This is a genomic window from Escherichia whittamii (assembly GCF_014836715.1).
Lineage (GTDB): Bacteria > Pseudomonadota > Gammaproteobacteria > Enterobacterales > Enterobacteriaceae > Escherichia > Escherichia whittamii.
Genome location: NZ_JACSQI010000004.1, coordinates 215456 through 240845, shown reverse-complemented (window position 1 = coordinate 240845; position 25390 = coordinate 215456). Strand labels below are relative to the sequence as shown.

The window sequence follows — 25390 nt, the reverse complement described above, 5'->3', positions numbered from 1 at the left end:
GCTCTTGCCGTCAGCGTGGTATATTTGTCTGAAAGCCATGCCTGGCGTAGACTAATGTCCTTGTTTAAGGAGTAAATAATGAACAAAGAGACACAACCCATCGACCGCGAAACGCTGTTGAAAGAGGCTAACAAAATCATTCGTGAGCATGAGGATACGCTCGCAGGGATTGAAGCCACCGGCGTCACGCAGCGTAATGGCGTGCTGGTGTTTAGCGGCGATTATTTTTTAGATGAACAAGGATTGCCGACAGCGAAAAGCACCGCGGTGTTTAATATGTTCAAACACCTGGCTCATGTGCTCTCGGAAAAATACCATCTGGTCGATTAAAGCAAAACGCGAGGTTTTACCCTCGCGTTTATCTTTTACATCAACGGCTTTTGCCCGCGTTGCCACCAGCGTAGCAACAATCGGTCGGCGCTCTCTGCTGCGCTGCCGGTGAATCGGTCGATTAACCGTTTACGCTGCATATAGCGCACATTGACCACTTCACGCCCTTCCATCAGGCTAAGGATCACTTCATCACTGGTGTTGATTTCGTCAACCAGGCCTTTCTCTATCGCCTGTTGTCCGTACCAGTGTTCACCGGTTGCCACCTGTTCAATGTCCAGAGACGGACGCATACGCTTCACAAAATCTTTAAATAACTGATGCGTTTCGTTCAGTTCTTCGCGGAATTTCTCGCGCCCTTCTTCTGTATTTTCACCCAGCAATGTCAGCGTGCGCTTATATTGCCCGGCAGTGTGTAGTTCGATATCAATGTCTTTGCTTTTCAGGAATCGGTTAAAGTTGGGCATTTGCGCCACAACACCAATGGAGCCAACAATTGCAAATGGCGCTGAAACAATTTTATCCGCCACACAGGCCATCATGTAACCGCCGCTGGCAGCCACTTTGTCTACCGTAACGGTTAAAGGAATATTTTTATCGCGCAGACGCTGCAACTGTGAAGCCGCCAGACCGTAACCATGTACCATGCCGCCGGGGCTTTCCAGACGCAGAACGACCTGATCCTGCGGTTTAAATGCCGCGAGAACCGCTGTGACCTCTTCACGTAGCGCATTCACTTCATGGGCATCCATACTGCCTTTGAAATCCAGCACCCAGACACGTGGCTTGTTTTCGGCTGCCACCTCGCCCAGTTTGGCTTTTGCTTTCGCTGCCTTCGCTTCTTGCTTGTGCTTTTTCTTCTGCGCTTTGTGCCACTGCTTTTGCTGATGCGGGTCCATCAACGCTGCTGCCAGTTCTTCTTTCATCTCCTTATATTGTTCGCTGAGATTGTTAACCCGTAACTCGCCACGCTGGCGTTTATTACGTTGAGCAACATTGACAATAATGGCGGCAACAGCCGCAATCGCCACCACAACAGTGACAATTTTCGCCAAAAACAAACCATATTCAGACAACAATTCCACGAGTCCCACCTTGGTTAAACAACGCTTTGCTTCACAGTTTACAACAGGCATGTTGAGCCGTCTCGCAGAGATATTCTTGACGAGAAAGTATGACAAAGTATTCATTTTGCGGCGTTATCGCCCCAGGCTGATTGAAATGCCCTTCTGTTTCAGGCATAAAACCCCAAAGTCATAAAGTACACTGGCAGCGCGACTGTTGATGTCGTCGGGGAGTAGCCATGCATTACCAACCAAAACAAGATTTACTCAATGATCGTATAATCCTGGTGACAGGCGCCAGCGACGGCATTGGTCGTGAAGCCGCTTTAACTTATGCGCGCTATGGTGCGACGGTCATTCTGCTGGGCCGTAACGAAGAAAAATTACGTCAGGTGGCCCAGAGCATGTTCGAAGAGACAGGACGCCAGCCGCAGTGGTTTATTCTCGATTTGCTGACCTGTACGTCCGAAGACTGCCAACAACTGGCACAGCGCATTGCTGTTAATTATCCGCGTCTGGATGGCGTTCTGCATAATGCCGGATTGCTTGGCGACGTTTGCCCAATGCGCGAGCAAAATCCGCAGGTCTGGCAGGACGTTATGCAAGTCAACGTTAATGCTACCTTTATGCTCACCCAGGCACTGCTTCCTTTATTACTCAAATCGGACGCCGGTTCGCTGGTCTTCACCTCATCAAGCGTTGGGCGCCAGGGGCGTGCCAACTGGGGCGCATATGCAGTGTCGAAATTTGCCACCGAAGGAATGATGCAAGTGCTGGCCGATGAATATCAGCAGCGCCTGCGTGTGAACTGCATTAACCCGGGCGGTACACGTACTGCAATGCGTGCCAGTGCTTTCCCCACCGAAGATCCACAGAAACTCAAAACACCCGCCGATATCATGCCACTCTATTTATGGCTGATGGGCGATGACAGCCGCCGTAAAACCGGCATGACCTTTGACGCCCAACCGGGCCGCAAACCAGGAATTTCCCAATGAGTGATGAACGCTACCAACAGCGTCAGCAGCGTGTTAAAGAGAAAGTTGATGCTCGCGTGGCGCAAGCGCAGGATGAGCGTGGCATTGTCATCGTCTTTACCGGCAATGGAAAAGGCAAAACCACCGCGGCATTTGGTACCGCAACTCGCGCAGTTGGCCATGGTAAAAAAGTGGGCGTCGTGCAGTTTATTAAAGGTACCTGGCCTAACGGCGAGCGCAATCTGCTGGAGCCACATGGCGTCGAGTTTCAGGTGATGGCAACGGGCTTTACCTGGGATACGCAGAATCGCGAGTCTGATACCGCCGCCTGCCGCGAAGTCTGGCAACATGCCAAACGGATGCTGGCAGATTCTTCACTGGATATGGTTTTGCTCGATGAGCTGACGTATATGGTGGCGTATGACTATTTGCCACCAGAAGAAGTGATTCAGGCGTTAAATGAACGTCCACATCAGCAAACCGTCATTATTACGGGTCGAGGCTGTCATCGGGATATACTCGAACTGGCGGATACGGTAAGTGAGTTACGCCCCGTGAAACATGCATTTGATGCTGGCGTAAAAGCGCAGATAGGGATTGATTACTAAGCGAAAGCACCTCAAAAGAAGCCTCTTGAGGTGCTTTAATCATAACTATATTCAAGCGGCAATAGCGAAATTCAAAATGCGTTTAATCTCATTCAAATGTCCCGGATATGCTTCATGATTCTCAGCGTCAACATCTTCAATAAATAATATCAGTTCAGTAATTAACGCATTAGCATCGCCATAATTTATCCCGGTTAACTCTGGCGAAGTTTCAGTACCATAGTTAATCGTCAGGTTGTTCATAACTTCGAGGATAAGGATAAAATATTTATGACAAACATTGCATGTGGTTTTATTGCCCAGGGTATTATACAGCATATCAAGTAATGCCAGTATTCTACGATTTTGCACATCGTTCATAAAAAGCCTCCTATAACATTATTCCGCTGGCAATAAGTAATTTTGCCAGCCCCTCAGACGCCTTTAACCCACTAATGACCTGTGCGCGTAATATTTCATTTAATCTTTTTTGTTCAGCTGCCGTGCGTGTTTTATTAACGTATAGGTTTTTCAGATAATCACCCTTATCTATAAAGGCATTTAAAGCCTCAATCGCGGGCATGGCAGGCGCCGATGCCTGTAGCCTGGTTTCATTCACATTGATTACTGAACTTAGAAACTCTTTCCTGTTTTTCAGAGTGTTAAACTCTGTATTCTTAGAATTTTTAGACGCCGTATTATAATAAAACATATTATCATGCACATTCGCAAAGGTGTAATTTTCAATCTTATTGCTTTTTGTATAAATATCATTGCGCAAAACTGTCATGTTCTTTATAAGCCTTACCCAGTTTTCATCTACCGTTTTACCTATTTTCCCTGAATTAACCTTTATTATATATAACTCATTGAAATAATTTACTAAATCTTTAACCGCTGCTGCAGATTGCGCTAAATCTTTGCTATGTGAAACACCAAGTAGTGTTTGTGCGTTGTTTGCGTGATCCAGAGCCTGTTTAAGTAATGCTACTTGCTGACTTTCTGTAGTTGCCATATCCTCAGTCAGAAGTTCCACATAAGCACTCATGCTATTAATGACTTCCATTGAAGCCAGTAATTTTTCTTTCTCGAAAGGGACTAATTGTACTTTTTCTGTATTTGGCCCTGAGCGCTGACATAATTTTCCGCCATTACCATCCCCCCCTATATCTAGGGTATAATCAGGTCGCAGTGCACAATCCGGATTAGTTGCATAAAAATTAACAAGGAAGTTTTCACGAGAAGCATAGTATTGTTTAAAGAAACTTGCATTCGCCGCTACCGCTTTGTTACCTGCAGTAATAACAGTTTCAGCTTGTTCGTTTTTCAATGCTTCAGTTGCACAACCTGAAAGCATTAACAGTGATAGAAATATTCCACTATATCTAATCATAACCCACCTCTTGACGTTGAGTTTATCTCAGATAATTAAATAGTAATGTGGCTATTTCATGGCATTATTCATAAGCAAGTATGAAATTAAATTAAAATACTGCGACTATTTATCATGCTTCAAATGAAGAAAAGGCCCCGCAGGGCCTTTATTTTATACTTATCTTAAATTAACCGTTATTATTACGTCCGCCAGAACGACGGCCGCCGCTCACCTGGCTATGACGTTTCACCGCACGTCGAATTTGATTCGCCTTCATGCGACGACGGTCTTTTTCTACGGCAACTTTAGAGCTGGTTTCTGGCGGCAGCTCCACCAGTTCGCGCAGATAGTTAGTCTGAGCGAGATCCAGCTCCGTCCAGCCGCCGCGTGGCAGACCTTTCGGCAGTGGAATATCACCGTAACGTACACGGATCAGGCGACTTACCTGCACACCAACCGCTTCCCAAAGACGACGAACCTCACGGTTACGACCTTCAGTCAGCGTGACGTTATACCACTGGTTAATCCCTTCGCCACCGCTGAATTTGATGGTTTTAAATGCTGCCGGACCATCTTCCAGCTGCACGCCGCGACTCAAATCACGCAGTTTCGCGTCGTCAACCTGACCAAATACACGCACGGCATATTCACGTTCAACTTCACGGCTTGGATGCATTAAACGGTTTGCCAGTTCACCATCGGTGGTGAACAGCAACAGACCACAGGTGTTAACGTCCAGACGACCTACGGCAATCCAGCGTGCTCCACGCAGCTTTGGCAGACGGTCAAACACCGTTGGACGCCCTTCCGGGTCATTACGTGTACACAACTCACCTTCTGGCTTGTAATAGGCCAGGACGCGACAAATTTGTTCAGCGGACTCGCGTACCGAAATCAGGTGACCATCGATACGGATTTTCAGCCCAGGGGTAACTTCAACGCGATCGCCGAGTTTAGCAATTTTGCCATCGACACTCACACGACCGGCTTCAATAATAGATTCGATTTCACGGCGAGAACCGTGGCCGGCACGCGCCAGCACTTTCTGTAACTTTTCGCTCATTGAGCTTCCTTTTGGTGTCGCCTTCCCAGGCGTCTGATATTCTTTTGTGCAACAGTGAGTCAGAACGTACATCTGACCCACTGATAGTAAAGTCTGTTTGAACTCTTCAGGCCTTAGTAAACAACTCGACGTTTTAACTGACCTGGCTTTGAGGCGCAACATACTACACTATCTTTATGGTTAAAGCTTGTTTCGATTAACATCAGCTTGATTACCAGCCACCACCGCCTCCGCCACCTGCGCCGCCGCCAGCACCACCACCGGAATAACTTCGCCCCAGCAAACTGGTATTGGCCCCCACACTCAGGTGCATCTGTAATGAGAATAAAACACCGCTACGGGCAATTTCCGGAGCGCGAACTGCCGCTGTAAGTGACGGAGTGATACGTGCGGCCCATTCTCTGCCAAGGTTTGCCGAAACCACCCAACCTAACAACGTGTAATCCAGTTTCCGTGTTTCCCCTTTCCGCCGCCGCCCACTGTGCGTTGCCGCCTCTTTACGCGCAAGATAGTTAACGATAGCCTCGCCATGGGCATAACGTTGCTGCCCAGTTTGTGTAAACTGTGGCAGAAAAATATACCCCAGGGCGGTGAGATACCCCGTCAGGAAAACGGCGCTAAAATAACCGGCTGGCATATACCAGTAAAAGAACACATCTCCGACATTGATGTAGAGAGAATAGAAAGCCACGCCTGAACAAATCAATGGTAAAAACAACGTGATGATTACACGATTAACACAAGGTTTGTCATCATCGCGGGCAAACAAAAGCTCAAGGGAACAAAACAAATAAGGAAGAAACCAGCAGGTCATGATAAACATATCTGCCACCACGCTCATACCTGCCCAGCCTACGGGACTCAGGTTTCCATAGAGAATGACCGCCAATATCGCCAGTCCGCCCCATTGCAAAAACGCATCAGGTCGGTAAAACGAAGACCTTTTACGTGGCAGATAAAATTTCTGCATCCGTAAAAATGCTCTGCGTAATACTCTGTTTCGTCCACCAGCGAGAATTATCTTGTCGCCTTTGCGAAATAACGCCTCCAGTAATAACTGCTCTGCGGGCAGTAATACCGCATTATTTCTGGTAGCGCCTTCATTAACACGAACCAGGGTTTGCTGGTTTTTGTCATGCTGATCCTCCAGATAAATTTTTCCTTTCACGATCAGATTTACAATATCGGCACAAAAACCTTTGTCGTCATAAACCCGTTTTGCATCAAGGCGCAACATGCCAGGCGTGTAATCTGGAGGAATGGTTTCAGTTTCACTCACATTCACCGGCGTAAATTGCGGCCTGCATTTCCACAGATATAACCATCCACACGCCAGTAACAGACACGGTAACCAAATGATAAGAGACGATGTTGAGGGCAAAAAAAGATGGCTAAAAATATTCGTCGTGTGTTGTGCCGGGGCATTATCCAGTAAGGCATGAGGCCAACGGTAGAGTACAGTGAAATCTTCACGATAAAACGGATCGCGCGATTCAATTCTTCCATCCTCAAGGATGCGGCCATTTCGATATGTTTCGCCCTCATCTCCGGTAAAGAGATCGATTTCCCTAAATGGATTACCTGCAATATTAGGTAACTTGAGCGAAAATCGGGTCTTATAGATTTCAAATGGCCAGTTATTACCGGTCACGTTCCAGATAAGCAGGTCAGAATCACCCTCATGCAGGAAAGCATTTTCAACCTGGTAATGAATTTGATAGTGATAATCGCCTTGCGGCAAGAAACGCTGCTTATCACCCACAACAATACTCATCAACCCAATATGCCAGTCGAGTTGCCAGGGTTCAGGCATACCATCACGAGTGACGCCAATAATGCGATAGTTTAGCAGTGCAGCGTCACCATCAGGCTGCATCCATAATCGCGGCAAATCACGATAAAATCCGTGCTTAATCTGCTGATTTCTTGCCTGAAAATGAATGTTCTCTTTAATGTCGAGCACCCCATCAGGTTGCATGGTGGCCTCAACATCAAAAAGTGAGATCCCTTCTTCATAAGAAGGGATCTCCGTGTTTTTCGCATGACTCAACGAAGAGAAAATCAGCCCAACGATTAACAGCAAAATGCAGCGAAATGTCCCTGCCATAATCTTCCATCCGTGGAACGCAATTTTTTATAAGAAAGGCTTCACATCACCTACGCCTTCACGCACCACGACTGGCGTATCATCGGTGAGATCAATAACCGTTGTCGGTTTCTGTCCGAGATAGCCGCCATGAATAATTAAATCCACCTGTTTTTCCAGACGGTCTTTAATTTCTTCCGGATCGGATTCAGTAAATTCGCTTCCCGGCAGCATTAACGAAGTGGAAAGCATCGGTTCACCCAGCACCTCAAGTAATGCCTGGGCGATGGGGTTTGACGGCACGCGCATGCCGATGGTTTTACGTTTTTCCTGTAACAGGCGGCGCGGCACCTCTTTCGTCCCCTTCAGGATGAAGGTGTAGTTGCCCGGCGTGTTGTTTTTCATCAGGCGGAACGCAACGTTATCCACAAATGAATAGGTCGAGAGTTCAGATAGATCGCGACACATCAGGGTAAAGTTGTGACCGTCCGGCAGCTGGCGAATACGACAAATACGCTCCATGGCGTTTTTATCTTCGATTTTACAGCCAAGTGCATAGCCGGAATCGGTTGGATAAACAATCACCCCACCTTTACGCACGATCTCCACCGCCTGGTTGATCAGACGTTGCTGCGGGTTATCAGGATGAATATAAAAAAACTGGCTCATAATTCCCTCTCTGTGGTGTTCTGCGGCTGTTCCCATAGCTGCCAGACGCCTTCAACGCCTGCGGGCAGCCAGAGTTTACGACCCAGTTCGATCCACGGGCACGGCTGATGAAAATCAGATCCTTGAGATGCCCATAAATGGTGCTGACGCGCAAGTGTCGCCAGTTGGGTACGTTCATTGGGCGATTGCTGGCACTGCGCGACTTCCATCGCGTCGCCGTGGTGTTCGGCAAAATGCGCAACCAATCTTTTCAGCCATTTAGCACTAAGATTGTACCGCCCAGGATGAGCAAGCACCGCCTTACCGCCAGAATGATGAATGACATCAATAGCTTGTTCTATTGTACACCACTGTGGCGGAACGTATCCGGTTTTCCCGCGCGCCAGATATTTTTTAAAGACATCTGCCACTGAGCTGGCTTTGCCGCACTCCACAAGGAAACGAGCAAAATGGCCACGCGTCACCGCACCGCCCTGCGCCAGTCTTTGCGCGCCTTCCAGTGCACCTGGTATTTGCGCTTTTTCCAGTCTTTCAGCGATTAACTGCGCCCGCTGATTGCGTCGTTCTGTCTGCTGCGCGAGGAACTCACACATTTCCGGATGCGCAATATCAATATTCAGCCCGACAATATGAATTTCATGATTTTCCCAGACGGTAGATATTTCCACGCCAGGAATAAGATTCAGTGCCAGTCCCGAACGTGAAATTTCTTCTCTTGCTGGTGCGATCGCTGCTGTGGTGTCATGGTCAGTAATCGCCAGCGTGCCAACGCGCATGTCTACGGCACGTTGTACCAGCGCTTCTGGTGTCAGACAGCCATCGGAAGCTGTGGTATGGCTGTGCAGGTCGTAAATCACTGCGTAGTTTGTGTCGCTCAAGGCGCACTCCCGTTTTGGAAAATGTTTATTGCGCCGACATCATAACGGTTCTGACAAATATTCTGAAATGAGCTGTTGACAATTAATCACCGAACTAGTTAACTAGTACGCAAGTTCACGTAAAAAGGGTATCGACAATGAAAGCGATTTTCGTACTGAAAGGTTGGTGGCGCACTTCCTGAAACGGGCAGTGTATTCACTATGCGTAAAGCAATCAGATACCCAGCCCGCCTCATAAGCGGGCTTTTTTTTGAACAAAATTAGAGAATAACAATGCAAACACAAAAACCGACTCTCGAACTGTTAACCTGCGAAGGCGCTTATCGCGACAACCCGACCGCGCTTTTTCATCAGTTGTGTGGGGATCGTCCGGCAACGCTGCTGCTGGAATCCGCAGATATCGACAGCAAAGATGATTTAAAAAGCCTGCTGCTAGTGGACAGTGCGCTGCGCATTACAGCATTAGGTGACACTGTCACAATTAAAGCACTCTCCGGCAATGGCGAAGCCCTGCTGACACTGCTGGATAACGCCCTGCCTGCGGGTGTGGAAAATGAACAATTACCAAACTGCCGTGTGCTGCGCTTCCCGCCCGTCAGTTCGCTGTTGGATGAAGATGCCCGCTTATGCTCCCTTTCGGTATTTGACGCTTTTCGTTTGTTGCAGGATCTGGTGAATGTACCGAAGGAAGAACGAGAAGCGATGTTCTTTGGCGGCCTGTTCTCTTACGACCTGGTCGCTGGGTTTGAAGATTTACCGCAACTGGCAGCGGAAAATAACTGCCCTGATTTCTGTTTTTATCTCGCTGAAACGCTGATGGTTATCGATCATCAGAAAAAAAGCACCCGCATTCAGGCCAGCCTGTTTGGTCAAAATGAAGAAGAAAAACAACGTCTCACTGCTCGCCTGAACGAACTTCGCCAGCAACTGACCGAAGCCGCGCCACCGCTGCCGGTGGTTTCCGTGCCGCATATGCGTTGTGAATGCAATCAAAGCGATGACGAGTTTGGTGGTGTAGTACGTGCGTTGCAAAAAGCGATTCGCGCCGGAGAAATTTTCCAGGTCGTGCCATCTCGCCGTTTCTCACTACCCTGCCCGTCACCGCTGGCAGCCTATTATGTTTTGAAAAAGAGTAACCCCAGCCCGTATATGTTCTTTATGCAGGATGATGATTTCACCCTGTTTGGCGCGTCGCCGGAAAGCTCGCTCAAGTATGACGCCACCAGCCGCCAGATTGAGATCTACCCGATTGCCGGAACACGCCCACGCGGTCGTCGCGCCGATGGTTCACTGGACAGAGATCTCGACAGCCGAATTGAACTCGAAATGCGTACCGACCATAAAGAACTTTCAGAACATCTGATGCTGGTAGATCTCGCCCGAAATGACCTGGCGCGCATTTGCACTCCGGGCAGTCGCTACGTAGCCGATCTCACCAAAGTAGACCGTTATTCCTATGTGATGCACCTCGTCTCCCGCGTGGTCGGCGAGCTGCGCCACGATCTTGACGCCCTGCACGCTTACCGCGCCTGTATGAATATGGGGACGTTAAGCGGTGCGCCGAAAGTGCGCGCCATGCAGTTAATTGCCGAGGCGGAAGGTCGTCGACGCGGCAGCTACGGCGGCGCAGTAGGTTATTTCACCGCGCACGGCGATCTCGACACCTGCATTGTGATTCGCTCGGCGCTGGTGGAGAACGGCGTCGCCACCGTGCAAGCCGGTGCTGGTGTTGTCCTTGATTCTGTTCCGCAGTCGGAAGCCGACGAAACCCGTAATAAAGCCCGCGCTGTTCTGCGCGCTATCGCCACCGCGCATCATGCACAGGAGACTTTCTGATGGCTGACATTCTGCTGCTCGATAATATTGACTCTTTTACTTACAACCTGGCAGATCAGTTGCGCAGCAATGGTCATAACGTGGTGATTTACCGCAACCATATTCCGGCGCAAACCTTAATTGAACGTCTGGCGACCATGAGCAATCCGGTGCTGATGCTTTCCCCTGGCCCCGGCGTGCCGAGCGAAGCCGGTTGTATGCCGGAACTCCTCACCCGCCTGCGCGGCAAGCTGCCAATTATTGGCATTTGCCTCGGTCATCAGGCGATTGTCGAAGCCTACGGTGGTTATGTCGGTCAGGCGGGCGAAATTCTTCATGGCAAAGCCTCCAGCATTGAACATGACGGTCAGGCGATGTTTGCTGGATTGACAAACCCACTGCCAGTGGCGCGTTATCACTCGCTGGTTGGCAGTAACATTCCGGCCGGTTTAACCATTAACGCCCATTTTAATGGCATGGTGATGGCGGTGCGTCACGATGCAGATCGCGTTTGTGGATTCCAGTTCCATCCGGAATCCATTCTCACCACTCAGGGCGCTCGCCTGCTGGAACAAACGCTGGCCTGGGCGCAACAGAAGCTGGAGCCCACCAACACGCTGCAACCGATTCTGGAAAAACTGTATCAGGCGCAGACCCTTAGCCAGCAGGAAAGCCACCAGCTATTTTCAGCAGTGGTGCGTGGCGAGCTGAAGCCGGAACAACTGGCGGCGGCGCTGGTGAGCATGAAAATTCGCGGCGAGCACCCGAACGAAATCGCCGGAGCAGCAACGGCGCTACTGGAAAACGCCGCGCCGTTCCCGCGCCCGGATTATCTGTTTGCCGATATCGTCGGTACTGGCGGTGACGGCAGCAACAGTATCAACATTTCTACTGCCAGTGCTTTTGTCGCTGCGGCATGTGGACTGAAAGTGGCGAAACACGGCAACCGCAGCGTCTCCAGTAAATCTGGTTCGTCGGATCTGCTGGCGGCATTCGGTATTAACCTGGATATGAATGCAGATAAATCACGCCAGGCACTGGACGAGTTAGGCGTCTGCTTTCTCTTTGCGCCGAAATATCACACCGGATTTCGCCACGCAATGCCAGTTCGCCAGCAACTGAAAACCCGCACCCTGTTCAATGTGCTGGGGCCATTGATTAACCCGGCACATCCGCCGCTGGCATTAATTGGTGTCTACAGCCCGGAACTGGTGCTGCCGATTGCTGAAACCCTGCGTGTGCTGGGGTATCAACGCGCAGCAGTGGTGCACAGTGGCGGAATGGACGAAGTTTCCTTACACGCGCCGACAATCGTTGCAGAGCTTCATGATGGCGAAATTAAAAGCTATCAACTGACCGCGGAAGATTTTGGCCTGACGCCTTACCACCAGGAGCAACTCGCTGGCGGAACACCGGAAGAAAATCGTGACATTTTAACACGCTTGTTACAAGGTAAAGGCGACGCCGCCCATGAAGCAGCCGTCGCGGCGAATGTCGCCATGTTAATGCGCCTGCACGGCCATGAAGATCTGCAAGCCAATGCACAAACCGTTCTTGAGGTGCTGCGCAGTGGTTCCGCTTACGACAGAGTCACCGCACTGGCGGCACGAGGGTAAATGATGCAAACCGTTTTAGCGAAAATCGTCGCAGACAAGGCGATTTGGGTAGAAGCCCGCAAACAGCAGCAACCGCTAGCCAGTTTTCAGAATGAGGTTCAGCCGAGCACGCGACATTTTTATGATGCGCTACAGGGTGCACGCACCGCGTTTATTCTCGAGTGCAAAAAAGCATCACCATCGAAAGGTGTGATCCGTAATGATTTCGATCCGGCACGCATTGCCTCGATTTATAAACATTACGCTTCGGCCATTTCGGTGCTGACCGATGAGAAATATTTCCAGGGGAGCTTTGATTTCCTCCCTATCGTCAGCCAAATCGCGCCCCAGCCAATTTTATGTAAAGACTTTATTATCGACCCTTACCAGATCTATCTGGCGCGCTATTACCAGGCCGATGCCTGCTTATTAATGCTTTCAGTACTGGAAGACGAACAATATCGCCAGCTTGCTGCCGTCGCCCACAGTCTGGAGATGGGCGTGCTGACCGAAGTCAGTAATGACGAGGAGCTGGAACGTGCCATCGCCCTGGGGGCAAAAGTTGTCGGCATCAACAACCGCGATCTGCGTGATTTGTCGATTGATCTCAACCGCACGCGCGAGCTTGCGCCGAAACTAGGGCACAACGTGACGGTAATCAGCGAATCCGGCATCAATACTTATGCTCAGGTGCGCGAGTTAAGCCACTTCGCTAACGGCTTTCTGATTGGTTCGGCGCTAATGGCCCATGATGATTTGAACGCCGCCGTGCGTCGAGTGTTACTGGGTGAGAATAAAGTGTGTGGCCTGACTCGCCCACAGGATGCCAGAGCCGCTTATGACGCGGGCGCTATTTACGGTGGATTGATATTCGTTACAACGTCACCTCGCTGCGTCAGCGTTGAACAGGCGCAGGCAGTGATAGCTGCGGCACCGTTGCAATATGTCGGCGTGTTCCGTAATCACGATATCAGTGAGGTCGTTGATAAAGCGAAGACCCTGGCACTGGCAGCAGTACAACTGCATGGCAGTGAGGACCAGAAATATATCGACGAACTGCGTGACGCGCTGCCTGAAAACATTGCCATCTGGAAAGCATTGAGCGTCGGTGAAACGCTTCCCGCGCGCGATTTTCAGCACGTCGATAAATATGTATTCGACAACGGCCTGGGCGGGAGCGGGCAACGTTTCGACTGGTCACTGTTAAACGGTCAATCGCTTGGCAACGTGCTGCTGGCGGGTGGCTTAGGCGCAGATAACTGCGTGGAAGCGGCACAAACCGGCTGCGCCGGGCTTGATTTTAATTCTGCTGTAGAGTCACAACCGGGCATTAAAGATGCACATCTTTTGGCCTCGGTTTTCCAGACGCTGCGCGCATATTAAGGAAAGGAACAATGACAACATTACTTAACCCGTATTTTGGTGAGTTTGGCGGCATGTACGTGCCACAAATCCTGATGCCTGCCCTGCGCCAGCTGGAAGAAGCTTTCGTCAGCGCGCAAAAAGATCCTGAATTTCAGGCCCAGTTCAACGACCTTTTGAAAAACTATGCCGGACGTCCAACCGCGCTGACCAAATGCCAGAACATTACAGCTGGTACGAACACCACGCTGTACCTGAAGCGCGAAGATTTACTGCACGGCGGCGCGCATAAAACTAACCAGGTGCTGGGGCAGGCATTGCTGGCGAAGCGGATGGGTAAAACCGAAATCATCGCCGAAACCGGTGCCGGTCAGCATGGTGTAGCATCGGCACTTGCCAGCGCCCTGCTCGGCCTGAAATGTCGAATTTATATGGGCGCCAAAGATGTTGAGCGTCAGTCGCCCAACGTTTTCCGGATGCGCTTAATGGGTGCGGAAGTAATCCCCGTACATAGCGGTTCCGCAACGCTGAAAGATGCCTGTAACGAGGCGCTGCGCGACTGGTCCGGCAGTTATGAAACCGCGCACTACATGCTGGGTACCGCAGCCGGTCCACATCCTTACCCGACCATTGTCCGTGAGTTCCAGCGGATGATTGGCGAAGAAACGAAAGCGCAGATTCTGGAAAGAGAAGGTCGCCTTCCTGATGCCGTTATCGCCTGTATTGGCGGTGGTTCGAATGCCATCGGTATGTTTGCTGATTTCATCAACGAAACTAATGTCGGCCTGATTGGCGTGGAGCCTGGCGGCCACGGCATCGAAACTGGCGAGCACGGCGCACCGTTAAAACATGGTCGCGTAGGCATCTATTTTGGCATGAAAGCGCCGATGATGCAGACCGAAGACGGGCAGATTGAAGAGTCTTACTCCATCTCCGCCGGGCTGGATTTCCCGTCCGTTGGCCCACAACATGCGTATCTCAACAGCATCGGTCGTGCTGATTACGTGTCGATTACCGATGATGAAGCACTGGAAGCCTTTAAAACGCTCTGCCTGCACGAAGGGATTATCCCGGCGCTGGAATCCTCCCACGCGCTGGCCCACGCACTAAAAATGATGCGCGAAGACCCGGAAAAAGAGCAGCTGCTGGTCGTTAACCTTTCCGGTCGCGGCGATAAAGACATCTTCACCGTTCACGATATTTTGAAAGCTCAAGGGGAAATCTGATGGAACGCTATGAAACTCTGTTTGCCCAGTTGAAGGAGCGCAAAGAAGGCGCATTTGTTCCTTTCGTCACCCTCGGTGATCCGGGCGTAGAGCAGTCGCTGAAAATTATCGACGCATTGATTGAAGCCGGTGCCGACGCGCTGGAGTTAGGCATCCCCTTCTCTGACCCGCTGGCCGATGGCCCGACCATTCAAAACGCTACACTGCGGGCTTTTGCCGCAGGTGTGACCCCGGCACAATGTTTTGAAATGCTGGCACTGATTCGTCAAAAGCATCCGACCATTCCCATCGGCCTGCTGATGTACGTCAACCTGGTGTTTAACAAAGGCATTGATGAGTTTTACGCACTATGTGAAAAAGTCGGCGTCGATTCAGTGCTGGTTGCCGACGTGCCGGTGGAAGAGTCCGCGCCTTTCCGCCAGGCGGCGTTGCGGCATAACGTCGCACCTATCTTCATCTGCCCGCCGAATGCTGATGATGATTTGCTGCGCCAGATTGCGTCTTTCGGTCGTGGTTACACCTATTTACTGTCGCGAGCGGGCGTGACCGGAGCGGAAAACCGCGCAGCGTTACCCCTCAATCATCTGGTCACAAAGCTGAAAGAGTACAATGCTGCGCCGCCATTGCAGGGCTTTGGTATTTCAGCACCGGAACAGGTAAAAGCAGCGATTGATGCAGGGGCCGCAGGCGCGATTTCGGGTTCTGCGATTGTTAAAATCATCGAGCAACATATTAGTCAGCCAGAAAAAATGCTGGAAGCACTGAAAGATTTTGTCCGTCCGATGAAAGCAGCTACACGCAGTTAATTTGGGACAAACCGCCAGAAAACATCTGGCGGTTCATTGATGGTAAAAAATTAGAAGCGGTAGCCCGCAGAGAACATAAATACCCACGGGTCGAGGCGTACGTTGTCAGAATAACGTCCTGCAGGCAGCACTGCGCCATTGGATTTATATTTCACCTCAGTGTCGATATCCATGTACCAGACCGACATATTAAGTAACCAGTCACGGTTGATGAGATAATCCAGACCTACTTGTCCCGCCACGCCCCATGAATCCTTCAGACTAAGGTCGGATAAACCAAGACCTTCACCGGTGTCATTGAAGTCATTATTAAAAAAGGTGGTGTAGTTAATACCCGCACCAATGTAAGGACGGAATTTACTGCCGGAATCACCAAAATACCATTGTGCCATCAGTGTTGGCGGTAAATGGTGGACTGTCGCAATATCCCCGGTTGTGGCGGAGCCAACCTTATGACGAAACGGCGATGCCGCCAGCAATTCCACGCCGATGTTATCGGTCGCCATATAAGTGAAGGTCAGCCCCAGTTGGGTGTTATTGGTCACGCTAAAGCCACCCAGACTTCCCAGAGTTCCATCCGCGCCTTCCGTTGGACGCACCGTTGCCGAACCTGCACGAATGAAAAACTCGCCTGCTTCGTGAGCATAGACGCTACCAGAGAGAAGTGTACTGACTGCCAATGCCGCCACTGTTAATTTTTTCATGTTCGCTCCGTCGTTATGGTTATAAAAACGTGACGAATATACCTACATTGGAGTAACAAATGATCCTACACAGATCACACTCCATTCGCTAAATGACCATTTATTGATCTGGATTAATTTAGAAGTTGCATCGCATATCCTGGTTAATGTGATTCAAATCAATTTGAATGCTTTTCATCTCCGAAGATATTCTTTTGCTAGCTTATTGGCCTTTTAAGCAGGCGGTAAGTTGCGGTATTTATGCAAACAGCCCTTCTGCTTGCCAGGAATTTGTCGTGTCTGGAGAAAGCAATAAATCCTGTGATCGCGCCCAAGCCCGCTGTGGATTACCTGCGCTTTACAAAGATATGCTTTTCCATACAAGTCGTGATGCTGCCACTGAAGGGATAACCAGGGTACAATTGCCTGCTAATTAACACCTGCATAAAACTCAAGGAGAGTGCATGTCTATCACGGCGCAGTCCGTATACCGTGACACCGGAAATTTCTTCCGTAATCAATTTATGACCATTCTGTTGGTATCGTTGCTTTGTGCATTTATCACAGTGGTGTTAGGACATGTTTTCTCACCCAGTGACGCACAGCTTGCGCAGCTCAATGACGGCGCGACCGTTAGTGGCAGCGGTGGGTTGTTCGATCTGGTACAAAATATGTCCCCGGAACAGCAACAAATTTTGCTGCGAGCTTCCGCTGCGTCCACTTTTTCAGGATTAATCGGTAACGCCATTCTCGCCGGAGGCGTAATATTAATTATCCAACTGGTGTCTGCAGGTCAGAGAGTTAGTGCGCTACGAGCTATTGGTGCCAGTGCGCCGATATTGCCAAAGTTATTTATTCTGATTTTTCTGACTACCCTTTTAGTACAGATTGGCATCATGCTGGTGGTCGTTCCGGGAATTTTAATGGCCATTTTACTGGCACTGGCGCCGGTGATGTTGGTGCAGGATAAATTGGGCGTTTTCGCCTCTATGCGCAGCAGTATGCGGCTGACATGGGCGAATATGCGTTTGGTGGCACCTGCAGTACTAAGCTGGTTACTGGCAAAAACACTGTTGCTGCTGTTTGCCTCTTCGTTTGCCGCATTAACCCCGGAAATTGGCGCCGTACTGGCGAACACCTTAAGCAACCTGATTTCAGCCGTATTGCTTATCTATCTGTTCCGCCTGTACATGTTGATTCGCCAATAACCTGAAGTATTTGATTACGGAATCGTAAAATGAAGCAGTTTCTTGATTTTTTACCGCTGGTTGTTTTCTTCGCGTTCTACAAAATTTATGACATCTATGCGGCAACTGCGGCGCTCATCGTCGCCACGGCGATTGTGCTTATTTATAGCTGGGTTCGCTTCCGGAAAGTTGAGAAGATGGCCCTGATCACCTTTGTTCTGGTGGTCGTTTTCGGTGGTCTGACGCTGTTCTTCCACAATGATGAGTTTATTAAATGGAAGGTCACTGTCATTTACGCTCTGTTTGCCGGTGCTTTGTTGGTTAGCCAATGGGTAATGAAAAAGCCACTGATTCAACGGATGCTGGGTAAAGAACTCACTCTACCGCAGCCAGTGTGGTCGAAACTGAATCTGGCCTGGGCAGTCTTCTTTATTCTTTGCGGCCTGGCGAATATCTACATCGCATTCTGGCTACCACAAAACATTTGGGTCAACTTCAAAGTGTTCGGTCTGACCGCCCTCACCTTAATCTTCACACTGTTAAGCGGTATTTATATCTACCGCCATATGCCGCAGGAAGATAAGTAATAAAACACATAAAATACAAATACGAATCAAACAATTAGATTACATTTAAATGTGTAATTATGATTAAAAGCACGCTTTAATGTACACTTTGTACGAAGCGTGCTTTTTTTAAGATGCGTTATGCGTAGCTCCGCTTTACCGCCTCGCTGACTTCCATCATCATACCGCTGTTTCAAAATCATAAAGTTTTGGTGCGCACCTGTTTTTTCTCCCAGCCCTATACTTTCAGTCTGACATCTGTGTAGTGGCATAGTGAATTTGGCCACCTGAATAGAGGTGATATCATCACCTCATAGTCAAAACAGGTGACATTATGACCGGACGTAACAGACGCAATTTTAGCCCCGAGTTTCGCCTCGAGGCTGCCCAGCTTGTACTCGATCAGCATTACACCGTTGCCGCCGCTGCCACTGCGATGAATGTCGGCAAATCCACGATGGATAAATGGGTTCGACAACTGAAAGAAGAGCGAGCGGGAAAATCACCCATAGCTTCACCCATGACACCTGAGCAGATTGAAATACGTGAGTTGAAGAAAAGACTTCAACGCGTTGAAATGGAAAGGGATATATTAAAAAAGGCTACCGCGCTCTTGATGTCAGACTCCCTGAACAATTCTCATTAGTTGAGAAACTCAGGGCGCGGTTTCCTGTTGCCGTTGTATGCAGCGTGTTTGGGGTTCATCGCAGCAGCTATAAATACTGGCGGCAGCCAAAGAAGCCTGATGTCACGCGCGTGTCATTACTCAGTCTTGTTCGTGAAAGCTATCGCGAAAGTAATGGTTCCGCAGGTGCACGTAATATTACCGCGATGGTCACAACTAAAGGCGTAAAACTGAGTCGCTGGCGGGCAGCAAAACTGATGAAAGAACTTAATCTCATCAGCTGTCAGCTGCCTGGCCATCGATATAGAAAGGCGTCTAAGGAACACGTAGAGATCGCCAGTTTGCAGTAACAGAGCCTAATCAGGTCTGGTGTGGCAATGTGACTTATATCTGGACGGGTAAACGTTGGGCTTATTTAGCCGTTGTGCTTGATCTGTTTTCCCGTAAACCGGTTGGCTGGGCGATATCATTTTTCCCGGACTCTGCACTGTGTCCATGGCCAGGGAAGCGTGAGGAAAGCCCGCTAATTTGCTGTATCACTCGGATCAAGGTAGCCACTATACCAGTAGAAATTTCAGACAGTTACTGTGGAGAAATCAGATAAAACAAAGCCTGAGTCGCTGGGGAAATTGCTGGGATAACAGCCCGATGGAACGTTTTTTTAGAAGCCTGAAAACGGAGTGGATACCGGATAATGGATACGCTAATTTTAGCAAAACCAGCGCAGCGATGACAAACTACATCACGGGATATTACAGCCAGCTCAGATCTCATCAATATAACGGTGGTTTGACGCCGAATGAATCAGAACGATTGTTCTGGAAAAACTCTAAAGCCGTGGCCAATTTTTGTTGACCACTACAAGAGTAATAGCCTTCTCGTCGGTGGACTTGCAACCAACTAAAGCAAATAAAATAATAAAGCTCCTGTTAAAACCAGCTTATTTTTGCTCATTTTGACTTCCCTTTATTTATATTTATCGCAGACATTAGTTAACCAAATCACGTGCAGCGTCACAATAGTTAAATTACTCATCATTTCTTATGGCAATTAGTTTCCTGTTAATTTTATCATCCATAAACTAACTTAACAAAGCTGACAGACTAACTAAATTAAAGTACCCTTTTTCACTCGCATGGCGCTTGCTGTGCCTTAATTGTTCAACTTGTAACATCTTTAGAAAAAAAGAAGATATGAAACTCATAAAACCTTCGTCTTTACTTATGCTATCGCTTTTACTGGGAACTGGGGGCGTTCATGCCCACGATAAGCAAACGCTGCTACAAGCTGCTGAAGCTGGGGATATCTCTGCCCAGAGCCAGTTAGGCATCGACTATATGAAGGGCATTAATGGTTTTGATCAGAACTACGGCGAAGCCCTAAAATGGCTTAAGCAGGCATCATCAAAAGGCGATAAAGAAGCGTTTAATGCACTTGGAATAATGTATGCTTTTGGACAAGGTGTTGAACTAGATATCGCTAAGGCAGCCGATTATTTTAAAAAGGCGGGAGACGTAGCGCAAGGTAATGCTTATTACAATTTGGGTGTCATCTATAATAAAGGACTACTCGGAAAAGCTGATCCTGACCGTGCCCAAAAATACTTAAAACTTGCGGAAGATGTTGGAAATCCCTCCGCCATGGTCTATTTGGGAACTTTATATCAGTTCGGGAAAGGAGTTCCTAAAGATGATAAAAAAGCGTTTGATTACTATAAAAAAGCCTCACGATACCATGAACCAAAAGCGATATATCATCTTGCAAAGATGTACGAGGATGGGCTAGGTGTGGAGCAAAATCATGGGATGGCACGGCAACTATACCAAAAAGCAGCAGACCTAGATTATGTACCAGCAATGACTAATCTCGGATTTATGCTTACAAATTCTATCGGTGGTAGAGGCGACTACGCAAAGGCACGAAGCTATTTAGAAAAAGCGGTTGCTGCAGGTAGCGAAAATGCTATGAACAACCTTGCCTACATCTATCTTAACGGTCTAGGTGTCAAAAAAGACTACCGGAAAGCAAGTGACCTTTATAAAGCTGCATGTGATAAGGGAGAGAAAGCTAGTTGCTCTGCCATTGCCGAAATGAAACAAGAAGGCAAATATCACGCTCCGTCGAAAGAAAATAAAACCAAGAATAATACACAGATTGCAGGAACACAGCGACTCATTGCGAAATCAATTGATCAGGGCGTTAACGCAACATTTACCTGGCAAGGTGATGACGCTATATTCACTGCCAATGGTGGAGAAGTTGATTGTACCTTCCTGAAAGATTTTTCAGAGAAAGGAGGCAATCTGGCGACAACATTTGTTTGCTCTAATAACGTTCAAATCATCCTGAAGCAATTCAGAGATACCAAGAATGCCTACCTTGCTGTTATGACTGACAACTTCAATACTGAAGTTAAATCATTTTCGGTCAATGTGTACGTGAGCGAAAAATAAAAATGTGTTATCGCCTGTTAAGCACCTATCAGGAGAATGATACAGTTTTCTAACACTTTCCGGGAAGCGGCAATATGCAAATCGCCGCCATCCCCGATTATTTAAAAAAATCAGTTAATGATTGCCGCTGTACGCCACGGAGATTCAACATCAGATCCGTGGCTATAGTTGGCGCTCAGGTAGCCACTATTATCCTCAGCAAATTTAGTGCGTATCCCGGTCTGATAAATACTTTTTTCCTGACACATCATTAACGAAATTGCCGTCACTGTTGACTTTGACCCGTTTGTTATCCGCAAACTCCTCTGTGTACGGATCTACATAGGCGTGCTTACCTTCGACACAGTATCGTAAGTCAAAATACTTTGCCATTTCTGGCGATATGTGCCGCTCAACCGGATAATCTGGAAGACGGCCACCTATAGGAAGTTCGTAATGACGAGGGAGTTCGACTGGTCCCTCCAACTCGACGTTGCTTGCGAGCACAATCTCTTCTTTCTTTGGTGTCTCCCCCTGGAAAGAAGTGCGTTCTGAACATATTTTTCGAACTGTCGCCGTGATTTGCCACTGTTGTGCTTTAGGAACACAGCTTATTAAATTGTATTTCTTTGGGATGGTCGCCAGCAAAACATTTACCAACTCCATTGGTCAGATTGAAATAGACCTTCCTGTTGGAACTGCCACACTGTATCTCCTCTGTTCTCATTTGGAAAATCATAGTAGCATCGCGCCTGTGATTTTCCTTTTATGTCGGTTTTACCATGTCTACAACACCTAACGTCCCTCAGGGCGATCTTGTTTTACGTACTTTAGCCATGCCTGCCGATACCAATGCCAATGGCGATATCTTTGGTGGTTGGTTGATGTCGCAGATGGATATTGGCGGTGCCATTCTGGCAAAAGAAATTGCCCACGGTCGTGTCGTGACCGTGCGGGTTGAAGGAATGACTTTCTTACGGCCAGTTGCGGTTGGTGATGTGGTGTGCTGCTATGCGCGCTGTGTCCAAAAAGGGACGACATCAGTCAGCATTAATATTGAAGTATGGGTGAAGAAAGTGGCGTCTGAACCAATTGGGCAGCGCTATAAAGCGACAGAAGCGTTATTTAAGTATGTTGCCGTCGACCCAGAAGGAAAGCCTCGTGTCTTACCTGTAGAGTAATAATCAAAAGCCTCCAGGCTGGAGGCTTTTGATTTTCTGGTTATTGAATTTCGGTGGTGCCGTTAATTTTAAACAGAATGTTCACCACAATCCCACTTCCGGGTTTGCCCGGCTCATAACGCCATCTGCGCATCGCGTTTTTCACTTCGCGTTCAAACATGTTCGCCGGTTTGGCTGAAAGAATTTGTACGTTATCCACGCGCCCATCCGGCGTGACGTCAAATTTAACTTTAACCTGCCCTTCAATGCGTAGTGCCTGCGCGCGCGCCGGATACTGCGGCTGATTACGGCTTAATGCCCGGGGACCAGACGCCACACTTGTTACCGGCTTGCTGGTTGCTGCCGTTGCTGTGCTTGATGTCGGGCGCGCAGGTGCCGTATTTTCAAACGGTGACGCCGGACGCGACTCGACCGGTTTAACATCGCGTTTGGGCTGTTCCTGCACCTTTTTCACCGGCTTCGGTTTTGGCTTAGGTTTCGGCTTCGGCTTTTCAATGACCACCGGTGCTTCTTTTGGCGGTTCTGGTATCGGCTCAGGCTCCGGCTCAGGCTCCACCACGGGTTCCGGCGGCGGTTGAACGGCTTGAGGCGGCTCAAGTTCAGCCGGGGCAACCATGGTGACAGAAATCGGCTGCGCGGGCGCAGGTAGTTCAATAACCTGATGTACCGAGGTATAGAGTAGACCCGCCACAACAGCACCATGAATGCAGACCGAAAGTAATGTCGGCCAGGGAAAGCGGCGAGGTAAATCAAGGGTCATTGAAGTCATAATCGTTTCAGTAAAAAAACCAGGCCTCGATTTTAAATGCAAATAGCAATCATATTCAATAAGGCAAGGCGATCAGGATCAGTGAAAACGCAATTTTTGGCGCTATTAACCTTACTTTTAGTGCAGCCTTAACAAAGACATCATCTTTCCGTTGCAGATCTTCGCCCTTTCAAATAACGTACTTTATAACTTTTCCGAACAAGGAGTTGTGCCCGTGTTGTATGTTATTTACGCTCAAGACAAAGCCGATAGCCTCGAAAAACGCCTTTCCGTTCGTCCGGCACATTTAGCTCGTTTGCAGTTACTGCATGATGAAGGGCGTCTGCTGACTGCCGGTCCAATGCCAGCGGTAGACAGTAACGATCCAGGTGCTGCAGGATTCACTGGCTCAACCGTTATTGCTGAATTTGAATCGCTGGAAGCAGCCCAGGCCTGGGCAGACGCCGATCCGTACGTGGCGGCGGGTGTCTATGAGCAAGTTTCCGTGAAACCCTTTAAGAAAGTGTTCTGAATATCAACGTCCAGGGGCGCGGTGACAGAAACCGTGCTCTTGTTATTTCTTTATATTTACCAATGTCCCAATCCACCACCACAAACAGATAATAACTTTATCTGTATCTCCCTATATACCCTCGGCATCTCCGCCGAAAAATGACAAAATTTCTCTGCCTGACACGGTATTGATCAATCAAAACCTTTGATTGCTGCGGATAAAGTCATCTACTATGGTTTAACACATTCACGTGCTGCATGTTTTTTCACATTCTGTTCGCGTGAAAATAATTAAACAAAATTGTGGTTACAGAGGTATCAGTGAGTCACTGGGCTACATTCAAGCAAACAGCGGTAAATTTATGGGTGACCCTGCGGCACGATGTTATCGCGCTGGCGGTCCTTTTAAATGGATTGCTTATTTTTAAAACAATCTATGGCATGTCGGTCAATCTGCTCGATATTTTTCATATCAAAGCATTTTCAGAGTTGGATCTCTCCTTGCTGGCCAACGCCCCACTATTTATGCTTGGCGTCTTTCTTGTCCTGAACTCTATTGGCTTACTGTTCCGGGCAAAGCTGGCATGGGCTATCAGTATCATTTTATTGCTGATAACGCTGATTTACACCCTGCACTTTTATCCCTGGCTGAAATTCAGCATTGGTTTTTGCATTTTTACGCTGGTGTTTTTGCTGATACTGCGCAAAGACTTCTCCCACAGTAGCGCCGCAGCCGGGACAATTTTTGCTTTTATTAGTTTTACGACGTTACTGTTTTACTCTACCTACGGCGCACTTTATTTAAGCGAAGGTTTTAACCCGCGAATAGAGAGCCTAATGACCGCGTTCTATTTTTCGATAGAGACTATGTCGACCGTGGGATACGGCGATATCGTCCCGGTTTCTGAATCAGCGCGCCTGTTTACTATTTCGGTCATTATTTCCGGTATTACCGTTTTTGCCACCTCCATGACCTCGATTTTCGGCCCGCTTATCCGCGGAGGATTCAATAAACTTGTGAAAGGAAATAATCATACAATGCATCGTAAAGATCACTTTATTGTTTGCGGGCACTCTATTCTGGCAATCAACACGATTCTGCAACTGAATCAACGCGGACAAAACGTAACTGTTATCAGCAACTTACCAGAAGATGACATCAAACAACTTGAGCAACGATTAGGCGACAATGCTGATGTTATTCCCGGAGACAGTAATGACAGTTCGGTATTAAAGAAAGCGGGAATTGATCACTGTCGGGCTATTCTGGCGTTAAGTGATAATGACGCTGATAACGCTTTTGTCGTTTTGTCGGCTAAAGATATGAGCAAAGATGTTAAAACCGTGCTTGCCGTCAGTGATAGCAAAAACCTGAATAAGATTAAGATGGTGCATCCGGATATCATTCTTTCACCGCAGCTATTTGGTAGCGAGATACTGGCGCGTATTCTCAATGGCGAAGAAATTAATAATGATATGCTCGTCTCGATGTTGCTGAACTCCGGGCATGGCATTTTCAGCGAAAACAATGACGACGAAACCAAAACTGACAACACTGAATCTGCGCAAAAATAGGTTTTAAAGGCGGAAAAATAATCTTAATGGGCACCGCGTTGGTGCCC

Annotated in this window: 24 protein-coding genes, 3 pseudogenes and 1 other annotated feature; of the genes and pseudogenes, 17 read left to right on the top strand and 10 right to left on the bottom strand. The window is 48.4% G+C overall.

All coding sequences use genetic code 11. From position 1 onward, the window contains the following. Nucleotides 1-78 precede the first annotated feature (78 nt). Nucleotides 79-330, top strand: a complete 252-nt coding sequence (locus H9644_RS08970) for a YciN family protein (protein ID WP_130208857.1) — start codon at nt 79-81, stop codon at nt 328-330. A 35-nt stretch (nt 331-365) separates the two neighbouring features. Here the strand turns inward: H9644_RS08970 and sohB are convergent, their stop codons facing one another. Next, nucleotides 366-1415 (bottom strand): protease SohB, encoded by a 1050-nt coding sequence (sohB, locus tag H9644_RS08965; protein ID WP_064527207.1) that lies wholly within the window; start codon nt 1413-1415, stop codon nt 366-368. A gap of 218 nt (nt 1416-1633) precedes the next feature. Here sohB and H9644_RS08960 point away from each other — a divergent pair, with 218 nt between their 5' ends. Beyond that, entirely contained in the window at nt 1634-2392 is a 759-nt protein-coding gene (locus H9644_RS08960; protein WP_064527203.1) for a YciK family oxidoreductase, read from the top strand. Further along, nucleotides 2389-2979: a cob(I)yrinic acid a,c-diamide adenosyltransferase gene (cobO, locus tag H9644_RS08955; RefSeq protein WP_064527201.1), complete on the top strand. Its 591-nt coding sequence runs from the start codon at nt 2389-2391 to the stop codon at nt 2977-2979. Before H9644_RS08960 ends, cobO begins: the two co-directional genes overlap by 4 nt. A gap of 51 nt (nt 2980-3030) precedes the next feature. Here the strand turns inward: cobO and H9644_RS08950 are convergent, their stop codons facing one another. From H9644_RS08950 to rnm, 6 genes are all read right to left on the bottom strand, one after another. Further along, nucleotides 3031-3339 carry a hypothetical protein gene (locus H9644_RS08950; protein WP_064527199.1) on the bottom strand — a complete coding sequence of 103 codons (309 nt, stop codon included), beginning with the start codon at nt 3337-3339 and terminating at the stop codon, nt 3031-3033. 10 nt (nt 3340-3349) lie between these two features. Continuing rightward, nucleotides 3350-4351: a hypothetical protein gene (locus tag H9644_RS08945; RefSeq protein WP_191774223.1), complete on the bottom strand. Its 1002-nt coding sequence runs from the start codon at nt 4349-4351 to the stop codon at nt 3350-3352. A gap of 169 nt (nt 4352-4520) precedes the next feature. Further along, nucleotides 4521-5396 (bottom strand): 23S rRNA pseudouridine(2605) synthase RluB, encoded by an 876-nt coding sequence (gene rluB / locus H9644_RS08940; RefSeq protein ID WP_001291217.1) that lies wholly within the window; start codon nt 5394-5396, stop codon nt 4521-4523. 211 nt (nt 5397-5607) lie between these two features. Continuing rightward, nucleotides 5608-7503, bottom strand: a complete 1896-nt coding sequence (locus H9644_RS08935) for a DUF2207 domain-containing protein (RefSeq protein WP_191774221.1) — start codon at nt 7501-7503, stop codon at nt 5608-5610. 27 nt (nt 7504-7530) lie between these two features. Beyond that, nucleotides 7531-8151: an L-threonylcarbamoyladenylate synthase gene (locus H9644_RS08930; protein ID WP_001516499.1), complete on the bottom strand. Its 621-nt coding sequence runs from the start codon at nt 8149-8151 to the stop codon at nt 7531-7533. Then, nucleotides 8148-9029, bottom strand: a complete 882-nt coding sequence (gene rnm / locus H9644_RS08925; RefSeq protein WP_064527196.1) for an RNase RNM — start codon at nt 9027-9029, stop codon at nt 8148-8150. The genes H9644_RS08930 and rnm overlap by 4 nt, the downstream gene beginning before the upstream one ends. A 137-nt stretch (nt 9030-9166) precedes the next feature. Between rnm and trpL the strand changes: the two genes are divergently transcribed. From trpL to trpA, 6 genes are all read left to right on the top strand, one after another. Further along, nucleotides 9167-9211 carry a trp operon leader peptide gene (gene trpL, locus H9644_RS08920; protein WP_001700591.1) on the top strand — a complete coding sequence of 15 codons (45 nt, stop codon included), beginning with the start codon at nt 9167-9169 and terminating at the stop codon, nt 9209-9211. After that, nucleotides 9188-9281 (top strand) — a sequence feature (Trp leader region). It overlaps the preceding gene by 24 nt. A 21-nt stretch (nt 9282-9302) precedes the next feature. Then, a complete protein-coding gene (trpE, locus tag H9644_RS08915; RefSeq protein WP_105289305.1) occupies nt 9303-10865 on the top strand; it encodes an anthranilate synthase component I in 1563 nt (520 codons plus the stop codon). Continuing rightward, a complete protein-coding gene (trpD, locus tag H9644_RS08910) occupies nt 10865-12460 on the top strand; it encodes a bifunctional anthranilate synthase glutamate amidotransferase component TrpG/anthranilate phosphoribosyltransferase TrpD (protein ID WP_000763524.1) in 1596 nt (531 codons plus the stop codon). Before trpE ends, trpD begins: the two co-directional genes overlap by 1 nt. Next, nucleotides 12461-13822: a bifunctional indole-3-glycerol-phosphate synthase TrpC/phosphoribosylanthranilate isomerase TrpF gene (trpCF, locus tag H9644_RS08905; RefSeq protein ID WP_074399465.1), complete on the top strand. Its 1362-nt coding sequence runs from the start codon at nt 12461-12463 to the stop codon at nt 13820-13822. An 11-nt stretch (nt 13823-13833) separates the two neighbouring features. Continuing rightward, nucleotides 13834-15027, top strand: a complete 1194-nt coding sequence (gene trpB / locus H9644_RS08900) for a tryptophan synthase subunit beta (RefSeq protein WP_191774219.1) — start codon at nt 13834-13836, stop codon at nt 15025-15027. After that, nucleotides 15027-15833 (top strand): tryptophan synthase subunit alpha, encoded by an 807-nt coding sequence (gene trpA, locus H9644_RS08895; RefSeq protein ID WP_064527190.1) that lies wholly within the window; start codon nt 15027-15029, stop codon nt 15831-15833. The genes trpB and trpA overlap by 1 nt, the downstream gene beginning before the upstream one ends. Before the next feature lie 50 nt (nt 15834-15883). On the opposite strand, the gene ompW is transcribed toward trpA, so the two are convergent. Continuing rightward, nucleotides 15884-16537 (bottom strand): outer membrane protein OmpW, encoded by a 654-nt coding sequence (gene ompW / locus H9644_RS08890; protein ID WP_191774217.1) that lies wholly within the window; start codon nt 16535-16537, stop codon nt 15884-15886. A 224-nt stretch (nt 16538-16761) separates the two neighbouring features. Between ompW and H9644_RS21555 the strand changes: the two are divergent. From H9644_RS21555 to H9644_RS08870, 5 genes and pseudogenes are all read left to right on the top strand, one after another. Continuing rightward, nucleotides 16762-16953: pseudogene (locus tag H9644_RS21555) on the top strand (YkgJ family cysteine cluster protein); the annotation flags it as partial. 27 nt (nt 16954-16980) lie between these two features. Beyond that, entirely contained in the window at nt 16981-17724 is a 744-nt protein-coding gene (locus H9644_RS08885; RefSeq protein WP_064527187.1) for a YciC family protein, read from the top strand. 29 nt (nt 17725-17753) lie between these two features. Then, on the top strand, nt 17754-18290 hold the full coding sequence (locus H9644_RS08880; protein ID WP_029696404.1) for a septation protein A: 537 nt from the start codon (nt 17754-17756) through the stop codon (nt 18288-18290). A 313-nt stretch (nt 18291-18603) separates the two neighbouring features. Next, nucleotides 18604-19749 (top strand): annotated as a pseudogene (locus H9644_RS08875) (IS3 family transposase). A 338-nt stretch (nt 19750-20087) separates the two neighbouring features. Then, the gene (locus H9644_RS08870) at nt 20088-21347 is read left to right on the top strand and encodes a tetratricopeptide repeat protein (protein WP_064528803.1); all 1260 of its coding nucleotides are present in this window, start codon (nt 20088-20090) and stop codon (nt 21345-21347) included. A 300-nt stretch (nt 21348-21647) separates the two neighbouring features. Here H9644_RS08870 and H9644_RS08865 read toward each other — a convergent pair. Continuing rightward, a pseudogene (locus tag H9644_RS08865) lies at nt 21648-22032 on the bottom strand (DNA primase); the annotation flags it as partial. Between the two features lie 76 nt (nt 22033-22108). On the opposite strand from H9644_RS08865, the gene yciA reads away from it, so the two are divergent. After that, entirely contained in the window at nt 22109-22507 is a 399-nt protein-coding gene (yciA, locus tag H9644_RS08860; protein WP_064528801.1) for an acyl-CoA thioester hydrolase YciA, read from the top strand. A 40-nt stretch (nt 22508-22547) separates the two neighbouring features. On the opposite strand, the gene tonB is transcribed toward yciA, so the two are convergent. Continuing rightward, nucleotides 22548-23267: a TonB system transport protein TonB gene (gene tonB, locus H9644_RS08855; protein ID WP_064528843.1), complete on the bottom strand. Its 720-nt coding sequence runs from the start codon at nt 23265-23267 to the stop codon at nt 22548-22550. Nucleotides 23268-23490: 223 nt separating this feature from the next. On the opposite strand from tonB, the gene H9644_RS08850 reads away from it, so the two are divergent. Continuing rightward, the gene (locus H9644_RS08850) at nt 23491-23787 is read left to right on the top strand and encodes a YciI family protein (protein ID WP_000967596.1); all 297 of its coding nucleotides are present in this window, start codon (nt 23491-23493) and stop codon (nt 23785-23787) included. Between the two features lie 302 nt (nt 23788-24089). Continuing rightward, nucleotides 24090-25343 carry a voltage-gated potassium channel protein gene (gene kch / locus H9644_RS08845; protein WP_191774215.1) on the top strand — a complete coding sequence of 418 codons (1254 nt, stop codon included), beginning with the start codon at nt 24090-24092 and terminating at the stop codon, nt 25341-25343. Nucleotides 25344-25390: the final 47 nt, after the last annotated feature.